Origin of the sequence: Paenibacillus sp. TAF43_2 (assembly GCF_052113545.1) — a bacterium.
Classification (GTDB): domain Bacteria; phylum Bacillota; class Bacilli; order Paenibacillales; family Paenibacillaceae; genus Pristimantibacillus.
In genome coordinates this window covers 1-10,323 of record NZ_JBFRDK010000205.1, presented here as the reverse complement: position 1 = coordinate 10,323, position 10,323 = coordinate 1, and the positions used below count along the sequence as shown (strand labels likewise).

The window sequence follows — 10,323 nt, the reverse complement described above, 5'->3', positions numbered from 1 at the left end:
ATCTCATATGGGTTACCCTCCATTCACAACAACTCTACGTAATGCTTTTGCCATTGCCAGCCTGCCTAAGGCCACTAGTACAACAAACCAAACCAGTTGAACACCGATGCCGATGAGCGCTTCTTCCTTAGCAATATGTCCCGAGTAAACTCGAAATGGGAAATCCGCTGTCCATCGAAACGGCAGCACATATACAATGTTTTGCAGCCATGAGGGCATAAGAGGCACGGGGATAACCATGCCTGCCAGAAATTCGCCGATCACACCAAACATAAGCAGCGAGCCAGCCGGTGAAAGCGTAACGAACACGGATATGTACATCAACATAGAAAGGGCAACAATCATAAGCAGTCCAAGCAATAAAGCAACGATAAACAAAACAAAGGCTGCTGGATCTTCTGGCAGCGGCATCCGGTAAGGCTCTGGCAGAAAAAAAGCTACGATTAAAACAGGGATACTTTTTAGAATGGCACTCGAGAGCCGCTGTGCAATAAGCTTGGCATACCATAATCCGTATATGCCGCTAGGTCTGCAAAGCTCGTAAGCAATATTGCCTGTCGTTATAAGTCCGAATAGCTCATTGTCACGGAACCACAACATAACAAACGAAAGAAAAGCCTGCTGCAGCCATACATATGTGATAAGCTGCTTCAATGAAATCGGAGGCGGAGTGGTTGTCCCGCTATAAAACGCCTCAAACACCATAATGATAATGAAACCCCAAAAAAATTGAGTCGCAACTCCCGCCAGCGCTGCGGTACGGTATTGCAATCCGTATGTGAGACGCAGCTTAAATACCGAAATATACGCTTTCATTATATTTGATGCTCCTTATACAGCTGAACGATCATATCTTCAATAGGCAACGTATCAATCGTGACATCGAGAAGCTCCACCTGCTCAGACAGACGGATGAGCACATCGCTTATGACAACCTGAGCTGTATCGACGCTTAGCACAGCACGCTCAGGCGACCATTCTTCAACGACAGCACCAGCAATCTCAAGCGGTTCAGCGCGGTGGCTGTATACGACTGTAATCGTTTTTTGTGTTCCGAACTGGCTGCGTATCGCACTTAGGCTGCCATCATAAAGCAGCTTTCCTTTACCAATGAGGATTATCCGGTTCGCCAGCGCTTCAATATCATTCATGTCATGAGTGGTCAAAATGATCGTTACGCCTTTCTCTTCATTAATCCGCTTGATGAAGCTGCGTACAGCGATTTTGGATACGGCATCGAGGCCTATTGTGGGCTCATCCAGAAATAGTACACTTGGGCTGTGCAGCAGGGAAGCCGCAATTTCGCAGCGCATCCTTTGTCCAAGACTAAGCTGTCTTACTGGCATCTGAATAATTTCCTGCAGCTCAAGCGTTTCTGTAAGCAATGCTAATGTGCTTTGATACTCCTGCTCTGGCACCTTATAAATATCCCGCAGCAGATCGAAGGAATCGATGACTGGCACGTCCCACCACAGCTGAGAACGCTGACCGAAAACAACACCAATATGCTTCACATACGCGACCCGATCCTTCCACGGCGTATAACCCATGACCGTACATGTACCACTGTCTGGCACAAGAATGCCGCTCATCACTTTAATGGTCGTTGACTTGCCCGCCCCGTTAGGTCCGATGTATCCTACAATTTCACCCGGCTCAATCGTGAAAGAAATATCGTTAAGCGCTTCCACAACTTTGTATTCCCTTTTGAATAATGCCTTTACTGCTTGCTTAACGCCTGAAGAGCGTTTAGCAACCTGATACGATTTACTTATCCCATGAACTGTAATCACTATTTTTTACCTCCGCGCAAGTTTTGAGAGGGAAATACTAACATCGAAAGAATAATGTGTCAATTGTTTCCTCAATAAAAAAATCAAAAATCGCTCTTTTTCTGCCTATAAGGCTGAATAAAGAGCGACTCTTATGTTGCATTTAAATTAAGTTTTATTAGAAGTTGAAAACAAAATCGTCATCATTAAGCGGCTCAACGTGAATCGTACGTACGTAGCCATTACCTTTTTTGGAGAAGAAATCATGCTGCTTCGTATGCGTACTGATACCATTGAACACGATTGGGTTTACCGCTTCCTCAGGGAAATGCGGCTCCATACCAAGATTCATAAGCGCTTTGTTCGCATTGTAGCGGACGTATACATTTACTTCCTCAGCAAGGCCAAGCGGCGCATACAGATGCTCTGTATACACAATCTCATTCTCGTACAGCTCATTAAGCAATGCATAAATTTCGATTTCCAGCTGTGCTTGCTCCTCAGGGCTAAACGTTTGGAACAGCTCTTGTGCTAGAACGCCAACGTACAAGCCATGGATGCTCTCATCACGTAAAATCAAATCGATAATTTCGCCGCTGCTCGTCATTTTACCTTGTCCAGCCAAGTAAAGCGGATAGAAGAATCCGCTATAGAACAAGTAGCTCTCCAGGAATACAGAAGCAGCCATCGCTTTGTAAAGCTCTTTCGGGCCAGTGATGTTCGAATACCAAGAAGAAATCAAGTTTGCTTTCTTCTGAAGCTGTTCGTTCTGCTCAACCCACAGGAAAATTTCGTCGATCTCTTCGCCAGAAGCAAGTGTAGTGAAAATGCTGCTGTACGATTTGGCATGGATTTGCTCCATCATCGACATAAATGACAATACTGCTTTGCGCTGCAAGCCATCAACATGCTCCAAAATCTTCGGCATGCCGACGCCGCCTTGAATCGTATCAAGCAAAGTCAGACCGCCGAGCACATTTTTGTACAGCGTGCGCTCCGCGTCCGTCATTTCCATCCAGTCCATTTTATCATCTGATAACGGAATTTCTTCATCCGTCCAAAATTGCATTACATTTTGCTGCCAGAATGTTAACGTGAAATCGTCATCTGGGCGGTTCCAGTTTACTGCTTTCATTTGGTGAGCTCCTTCTTTGCTACGTAAGCGTCATTTAAATAGTACTCAAGCGTAAACGGCTATGCCGTCTTTTAGAGGCATAGCTTTCGTTTCGCGGAGAAATATAAGAAAAGTATATGAAAAACATATACTTTCTTATATTTTAAACTGCGCAGCTCGTGCATTCCTCAACGGAAAGCCGCTTCGTTCTTGTGTAATAAAGCGATTTAAGACCTTTTTGAGCAGCATAAACATAGAAGCGCGCCAGCTCACGAGTCGTCACATTGCTGTTAACATGCAGTACAGTCGAAATACCTTGGTCAATATGCTGTCCGATCTCTGCAATAAGATCAATCAGCTTGAACTGATCAATGTTGTAAGCCGATTTGTAGTAGAAGTAATTTTCCTGCGCCAAATAAGGCATTGGATAATAAGTAGTTGAGTTTGCATACGTACGTGTCTCGATATGCTCAACAATCGGCATTACGCTTGAAGTCGCATTTTGGATATACGAAATGCTTTGTGTAGGCGCAATAGCCAGACGATAAGCATGGTACAAGCCGTGTTCTTGGACTTTTGCTTTAAGTGCAGCCCAGTCCTCAGGTGATGGAATTTCCATACCGTCGAACAATTCCTTCACGCGGTCTGTTTTTGGACGGTAATCATTTTCCACATAACGAGTGAAGTATGTGCCCTTCGCATACTCCGAACGGTCGAAGTCTTTGAAAGTAATTCCGCGCTCTTTGGCGATCTCCATGCTTTGCTCAATGGAATAGTAGTTCATCATCATAAAGAATACGCCGGCAAAATCTTTCGCTTCTTCACTTTCGTAAGCGATTTTGTTTTTGGCAAGGTATCCATTCAGATTCATCGCGCCAAGTCCAACCGAGTGAAGCTCCTCATTCGCTTTGCGAACGCCTGGTGCATTGTCGATATTAGACAAATCACTAACCGTCGTCAAAGCTTCGATACCAACATGTACCGATTCCTTCACCTTTTTGTGCTCCATTACGTTAACAATATTAAGGGAAGCAAGGTTGCAGCTAATATCACGGTTAATGACATCCTCGTAGCCGTAATCCTTAATTTCCGATGTCTCCTGAAGCTGGAATATTTCTGTGCAGAGGTTGGACATTTTGATAGAGCCGATATCCTTCAAAGCGTGAACGCTGTTAGCATTCGATTTGTTCATAATATATGGGTAGCCAGATTCTAGTTGAATCGAAGCGATTTTTGTCAACATGTCGCGTGCGTTCATTACTTTTTTCTTCGTTACCAGCTCATTAGCCAGCAGCTCTTCGTACATCTCGTCCATATCCATATCGTCGAGATGCTTGCCGTATGCTTTCTGAACGGAATGTGGACCGAACACGAATAGCGGTTTGTTTTGAGCAGCTAGCTCATAAAATTTATTCGGAATAATTAGGCCGATCGAAAGAGTTTTAATACGTGCTTTTTCGTCTGCGTTAATTTTTTTGCAATCAAGGAATTCGATAATATCCCAGCCGAAAATATTGTAGTAGCCTGCTCCAGAACCTTTGCGTTGTCCCATTTGGTCTGCGTAGGAGAAAGCATCCTCCATAAGCTTCAGCACCGGCATAATGCCTTTTGCTGCGCCTTCTACGCCTTTAATAGGCTCACCGCGTCCACGAAGCTTCGATAGGTTGACGGCTACGCCGCCACCGATTTTGGAGAGCTGCATACATGTGCCGAGTACATAGTTGATGGAGTTAAGTGAGTCGTCCATTTCAAGCAGGAAGCAGGAAACCATTTCTCCGCGGCGGCTCTTGCCTGCGTTGAGGAAGGTGGGGGTAGCTGGCTGCAAACGTTGGTCAATCATCGCTTCCGCAATTCGAAGTGCTCTAGCAGCATCGCCTTCGCCCAAATGCAAAGCAACGATGGCTACACGATCGGAATATTGCTCCAAGTATTGCGATTTGTTGTTGGTCTTCATCGCGTAGTCCTTGTAGAACTTCGATGCAGCCATGTAGGATTGGAATTCAAAGCCGCTGTTTGCCGTTAGTGTAAATACAGCTTCAACCTGCTCATATGTATACTTTTCGTATACATTATCGTAATAATCGTTTTCGATTAAGTATTCTAGCTTATGTTTGAGGGAGTCGAACTTCACGCTCTTCTCAGCCACTTCTTCCATAAATGCAGCGACAGCCTCTTTATCTTTATCAAGCTGGTAAAATCCGTCTGCACCGCGCTGCATCAATTCGTTATTCAATTCAATATGCTTCAATGGTTCGCACCCTTTCGACAAAATGTTGCGTATCTTGATTCGTACCTGACAATTCAAACTTCAAAATCACTGGAACATCGTACATTTGTGAGATCGTATCCGCGCTTTTAGCGAATCCGGTTCCCCAGTTGCGGTTGCCGCTCGCAGAAACGCCGCGGAGCATGCCAGAGTTGCTTTCTAGAAACGAAGTTACCTTCTCTGGAACTTGGCCGAACCCTGTTGTGTATGTTACTAGCACGAACGGCTCGTCAACTTCTTCCCTCTCATCAATCGGCACCGCCCGCATATTCAATTTTTTGATGAAACGCTTGACGTTGCCTGTTTTGGAATCATAGACGACTAGCATAACACGTTCGCTCCCTTACTGTAATCAAGCAATTAAAAAGCGCTTCTGACTAGCAATTCCGTCAGCTGCGCTTGTTCAAGATATACCGCTGGTAATCGTTGAAGGCACCAATCCACATCAATATGTAGTTGATGTTTTTGATTCTACATCAATATATAGGAGTAGTCAATGAAAATTATGGAGAAAATATTAATCTATTTTTTTGGCGCACTCGACTATTTTAACAGATGAGGATATGATGTGATAGTGACATTTTATTGCTATTTTGGGGGTCCTGAAAATCGTAAACACAACTGCAGAACAAATAAGAGCATTGCTAGAAAAACTGTTCAAAGATGCCGGATATACAGTGCCGGAGCTGCTTAAATACATCGAAAAACTTGAAAAAGATCAAGATCTAATGGCCGAAACGATCAAGAAAATGAAGCTTGAATCGATACGAAAAGCATCTGCTACCGCAGGCATGAACAGCCGATTAAAAGATGCGCTTCGAGAATAATCGGATATACAAGTCACAAGATCTAGATATATACAAGCGAATAATTCAAGAAATCGATAGCACTTCTCGTTCACCAAAACGCTGTTGATAAAATTTTACAATCAGATTACTTTTCGTCAAACTTCGACACTCACGCTAGATATAGATGTCGATTACAATGTTTCTACTTCGACATTGCAATCGACATCTATACAGACCAACTCATACTTCGACCCTACTCTTTAAGCACATATGTGTGCTTAACCACCGCAAACCAGGGTTGCTTTTCCTTTATAAGCGCATATTTGGTCTTACAGCGAACTTTCTAGCATACTCTTACCACGATCCCACTCTGTAAGCACGTATGTGTTCTTAAAGACCACAAACCAGAGTTACTTTTCCCCTATAAGCGCATATTTGTTCTTACAGCGAACTTTCGAGCGTGATCTCACGACGATTCAACTCATTAAGCACATATGTGTGCTTAACCACCACAAACCAGGGTTGCTTTTCCTCTATAAGCGCATATGTGTTCTTACAGCGAGCTTTCGAGCGTACTCTCATGACGATTCCACTCTGTAAGCACGTATAGGTACTAACGCACCACAGTCCCCTTTTGTCGTCTCTTATAAAGCGACGTTTTTCTGCGAATAGCCGGACAGATCAAAAAAGGGTTTCCCATAAAGTCTAGTTAGACTCTATGAGACACCCATCTCTAGTGGATCATATTATTTGACTGCTGCGAAGAACAAACGCTCTGACTCGCTGTCAGCTGGCTTCAGCTCAAAATCTGCGTAACGGTCAACCGTTTTAAAGCCCGCACGGTACAGAGCTGACTCGATCCAGTCTGGATCGTAAGCGCGCTGCACATGTGATTCTTCAAACCGATAAAACTTTGAATCGCGGTCACGCGAGAATATCGTTAGGTTATGCTCAATCTCGCAGCGCTCCTCTTCAAAGTCGCATGTCCATATATAGGCTACATCACGCTCATCAAGCACAAAGGGCTGTTCTTCCGCATAACGAATGAGCTGCTTTGGCGGATGCATATCGAATAAAAAGGAACCGCCGCTGCGAAGGCCGGCATAGGTAGCTCGGAAAGCCGCCTCAATATCCTCTTCCTCCGTCAAATAGTTCAAGCAATCACAAAACGAAATGACCGCATCAACGGGCTCTTGCAGCTCCCATTCACGCATGTCCTGTTGCAGCCACCGAATCGAACCGGAGCGTGGTCTCGTAACCGCCTGAGGCGTCTCATCCCACTTGCTGCGCGCGACGGTAAGCATGTCCGATGACAAATCGATTCCATACACATGGAAACCCGAGCGTGCTAACGGAATCGAGATGCTCCCTGTACCGCAACCAAGATCTACGACAGTAGCAGGCATGCCATAGCGCGACCAGCCGGCCCTTGCGAAGCCCAGCCACTCTGCATAAGGCATATCCTCCATCAGCTGATCATAGACAGCAGCGAACTGTCCATAAGAGCGTGTCATTGCCCGTCAGCTCCCTCAGCTGAGGAGCCTGAAGCGTTCGCTTGCTCTCCTGCTTGCTCGGTCGTCGCATCAGACGGTTCTGCCAAATAAGTCCAGCTGCCTTTCTGTGTGACAAGCCTTTCTCTCATCAGCTTGCCTAAAGCGCGTTTGAAGGCACCTTTGCTAATCCCGAATTTTTGTTTAATAATGTCGGCATCTGTCTGATCAGAGTATGGCATTCCGCCGCCTGGTCTTTCTTTAATGAAGGCAAGCAGTCGATCAGCATCCTCCAATCGTCCTACTTCCTTACGCTGCGCCATGGAGAGGTTAGCTCTGCCATCTTCACGAATGAAGGTTACACGAGCGCTTACACGCTCACCAAGTCTAAGCGGACGGATTCGTTCCGCGCTTGGAATAAGCCCATAAACGCCAAACCCTACAACGCCACCATCAATCATGACGAACGAGCCGAGCTGCAGCGTTTTAGTTACCCAGCCTTCAACCCATTGATTATTCCAGCTCTCAGGTGCATGGAAGACAAGCTCCGAGAGTTCCTCTTCAAAAGCAATTTTCGCTACGAGTCTTCCTATTTTGTCATGCTTCATCACAACAAATACTTCATCGCCAGGAAGAGGCCTGTATTCAATACTCTCCGGCAGCTCCGAAAGCGGAAGCAGCAATTGTCTGCCAAGCCCCATTTCTAGGAAGCAGCCAAGCCTTGGATGAACGTCCGCTACTTTCAGGCGAGCAAGCTCACCTAGCTGGAGAAGCGGCTTCTTCATCGTAGCAGCCAATCGATCCTCGGAATCGTAAAAAATGAATACTTCTACTGCATCGCCGATTTTTGGCTTAGAGCCTACAAGCTCGGTATAATGCATGAGCACATCCGATTCTTCATCGCTCAAAAAATAGCCGTAGGGCGACACCTCGCGTGCCACCCTTAAAGTCAAAGTTGTTCCGGCTACAAAACTCATGCAAACTCCACAACCTTCGCATCGGACCAAAGCCGCTCAATGTTGTAATATTCACGCTCATCGCGATGGAATACGTGAACGATAACGTCGCCGAGGTCAATCAGCACCCATCTTGCCGAATCCATACCTTCGATTCCGCGCACGCGATTGCCATTTTTCTCAGCTTGTTTCCGAATTTCTGTTGCGATAGCTTGTACTTGTGTATCCGAGTTACCGCTGCAAATGACGAAGTAATCCGCCACCAAGGAAATTTCTTTTAAGTTCAAAGCAACAACGCGCACCGCTTTTTTGTCTTCTGCTGCTGCGACTGTGATTTGAAGCAATTGATCCGAATGTAACGCCATAGCTCAGCCTCCTGTTAAATATTATTCTAATAAACTATTTCTTGCTTCTATTGTTAGCGGAAATATTCGTTTTCCTYTTTCTAATAAGAAGGAAATTGTAGAGTTAAAGCCAGCAAGCAATGCTTGATCCAATGAATGCTCGCTAAGCTCGCGAATTTTGTCTACTCCTGGAAAATCTCGCCCTGGTTCCATATAATCAGCAAGGCAAACAATTTTCTCAAGTTTCGACATGCCGCGGCGACCAGATGTATGGTAGCGAATAGCGTCCAGCACTTCGGTGTCCRCCACACCAAATTCATGTTCGGCTACCCACGCCCCAACGGGTGCATGCCATAATTCTTTATCATAAAGCAAAAGCTCTGCTGGCAATGCTTGATCGCGAATGACTTTCTGCATACGATCGACATTCCAGTACTTAGAAACATCATGCAAAATGGCAGCAAGCTCAGTTCGTACAGCATCTTCGCCAAACCTATTAGCTAATATGACCGCGGTTTCCATAACTCCCTGTGTATGCAGCCATCTTCGCTCAGGCATTTCCGCTCTTACTTTTTCGATCATTTGCTCACGATTCATACAGGTTGTACCTCCTCATGTAGCTATTCACCGAATCAGGCACTAAGTATTGAACAGACTGCCCAGCTTTCACCTTGCTCCTAATCGCTGTTGAAGAAATCGCAATGGCAGGCATGTGAACCAAGCTGACCCGCTCCTGCAAAAAAACCGGCAGTACGGAAATATCGACCGGATTGCCTGGACGCTCTAATCCAATAAATGATATTCGAGCAGCTAGCTGCTCGATTTCATGCCACTTCGGCAGGTCGTTGATGCGATCTGAACCGATAATATAGGAAAAAGAATGGTTCGGATAACGTCCCTGCAGCTCTACGATCGTGTCGTAGGAATAGCTCACGCCACCGCGCTGCAATTCAATATCAAGCGCTCGGAAGGCCTTGTTGCTCTCGATAGCATTGCATACCATTTCGTAGCGCCGCTCTCCGCTAACGCCTGGCTCATTCGCTTTGAGCGGTGGTCCGTATGACGGGATGAACCACACCTCGTCCAAGCCGCTCTGCTCTCGTGCGGTTTCTGCAGCAATCAAATGACCGATATGGATGGGATCGAAGGTGCCGCCCATAATTCCTATCTTACTCACTTGTTGAACGCCTCCCTATCAAGCAAAGTCGAAGCGTTAACAGCTCGTGTCTTCTAGTATGCCCTTTATGACAAAAAGCTGCATTCGCCGCGCAAGTCTCGGTCCTTATTATTTGCGAGCAGCTGTAGGAAGCTCGATTTGTTTGTTGTCCTTCGATTCTTTGTACAGAACGATCGTTTTGCCAATCACTTGTACAAGCTCCGCGCCCGCTGATTTAGCAACTTCAACGCCGATTTCCTTAGGATCGTCTAGACAGTTGTTAAGAACAGAAACTTTGATAAGCTCGCGCGACTCAATCGCCTCCTCGATATGACGAACGAGGTGATCGTTAGTACCGCCTTTTCCGACTTGGAAAATCGGTGTCAAATGATGAGTACCGCCTTTTCCGACTTGGAAAATCGGTGTCAAATGATGAG

At 45.7% G+C, this 10,323-nt stretch carries 12 protein-coding genes; 1 reads left to right on the top strand and 11 read right to left on the bottom strand.

The features are described 5' to 3' along the window. Positions 1-12: 12 nt before the first annotated feature. The 5 genes from AB4Z17_RS28700 to nrdI all read right to left on the bottom strand — a co-directional run bounded on the left by AB4Z17_RS28700 (position 13) and on the right by nrdI (position 5,480). Positions 13-816 carry an ABC transporter permease gene (locus AB4Z17_RS28700; protein ID WP_441963608.1) on the bottom strand — a complete coding sequence of 268 codons (804 nt, stop codon included), beginning with the start codon at positions 814-816 and terminating at the stop codon, positions 13-15. After that, positions 816-1,793: an ABC transporter ATP-binding protein gene (locus AB4Z17_RS28695; protein ID WP_441963606.1), complete on the bottom strand. Its 978-nt coding sequence runs from the start codon at positions 1,791-1,793 to the stop codon at positions 816-818. Before AB4Z17_RS28695 ends, AB4Z17_RS28700 begins: the two co-directional genes overlap by 1 nt. Before the next feature lie 157 nt (positions 1,794-1,950). Continuing rightward, positions 1,951-2,907: a class 1b ribonucleoside-diphosphate reductase subunit beta gene (nrdF, locus tag AB4Z17_RS28690; RefSeq protein WP_076270061.1), complete on the bottom strand. Its 957-nt coding sequence runs from the start codon at positions 2,905-2,907 to the stop codon at positions 1,951-1,953. Positions 2,908-3,049: 142 nt separating this feature from the next. Next, positions 3,050-5,134 carry a class 1b ribonucleoside-diphosphate reductase subunit alpha gene (gene nrdE / locus AB4Z17_RS28685; RefSeq protein ID WP_441909845.1) on the bottom strand — a complete coding sequence of 695 codons (2,085 nt, stop codon included), beginning with the start codon at positions 5,132-5,134 and terminating at the stop codon, positions 3,050-3,052. Then, positions 5,121-5,480, bottom strand: a complete 360-nt coding sequence (gene nrdI / locus AB4Z17_RS28680; protein ID WP_076270063.1) for a class Ib ribonucleoside-diphosphate reductase assembly flavoprotein NrdI — start codon at positions 5,478-5,480, stop codon at positions 5,121-5,123. The genes nrdE and nrdI overlap by 14 nt, the downstream gene beginning before the upstream one ends. A 265-nt stretch (positions 5,481-5,745) precedes the next feature. Here nrdI and AB4Z17_RS28675 point away from each other — a divergent pair, with 265 nt between their 5' ends. After that, entirely contained in the window at positions 5,746-5,979 is a 234-nt protein-coding gene (locus tag AB4Z17_RS28675; RefSeq protein ID WP_441963604.1) for a hypothetical protein, read from the top strand. Between the two features lie 707 nt (positions 5,980-6,686). On the opposite strand, the gene AB4Z17_RS28670 is transcribed toward AB4Z17_RS28675, so the two are convergent. From AB4Z17_RS28670 to yhbY, 6 genes are all read right to left on the bottom strand, one after another. Beyond that, positions 6,687-7,454, bottom strand: coding sequence for a class I SAM-dependent DNA methyltransferase (locus AB4Z17_RS28670; RefSeq protein WP_441963602.1), 768 nt, complete (start codon positions 7,452-7,454; stop codon positions 6,687-6,689). Beyond that, the gene (locus AB4Z17_RS28665) at positions 7,451-8,407 is read right to left on the bottom strand and encodes a CvfB family protein (protein WP_339208547.1); all 957 of its coding nucleotides are present in this window, start codon (positions 8,405-8,407) and stop codon (positions 7,451-7,453) included. Before AB4Z17_RS28665 ends, AB4Z17_RS28670 begins: the two co-directional genes overlap by 4 nt. Beyond that, the gene (gene rsfS, locus AB4Z17_RS28660) at positions 8,404-8,751 is read right to left on the bottom strand and encodes a ribosome silencing factor (RefSeq protein ID WP_054027809.1); all 348 of its coding nucleotides are present in this window, start codon (positions 8,749-8,751) and stop codon (positions 8,404-8,406) included. Before rsfS ends, AB4Z17_RS28665 begins: the two co-directional genes overlap by 4 nt. Before the next feature lie 21 nt (positions 8,752-8,772). After that, on the bottom strand, positions 8,773-9,327 hold the full coding sequence (yqeK, locus tag AB4Z17_RS28655) for a bis(5'-nucleosyl)-tetraphosphatase (symmetrical) YqeK (protein ID WP_441963600.1): 555 nt from the start codon (positions 9,325-9,327) through the stop codon (positions 8,773-8,775). Next, the gene (gene nadD, locus AB4Z17_RS28650; RefSeq protein WP_441963598.1) at positions 9,317-9,907 is read right to left on the bottom strand and encodes a nicotinate-nucleotide adenylyltransferase; all 591 of its coding nucleotides are present in this window, start codon (positions 9,905-9,907) and stop codon (positions 9,317-9,319) included. Before nadD ends, yqeK begins: the two co-directional genes overlap by 11 nt. A 108-nt stretch (positions 9,908-10,015) precedes the next feature. Then, positions 10,016-10,315 (bottom strand): ribosome assembly RNA-binding protein YhbY, encoded by a 300-nt coding sequence (gene yhbY, locus AB4Z17_RS28645; RefSeq protein ID WP_441963610.1) that lies wholly within the window; start codon positions 10,313-10,315, stop codon positions 10,016-10,018. Between the last annotated feature and the right edge of the window lie 8 nt (positions 10,316-10,323).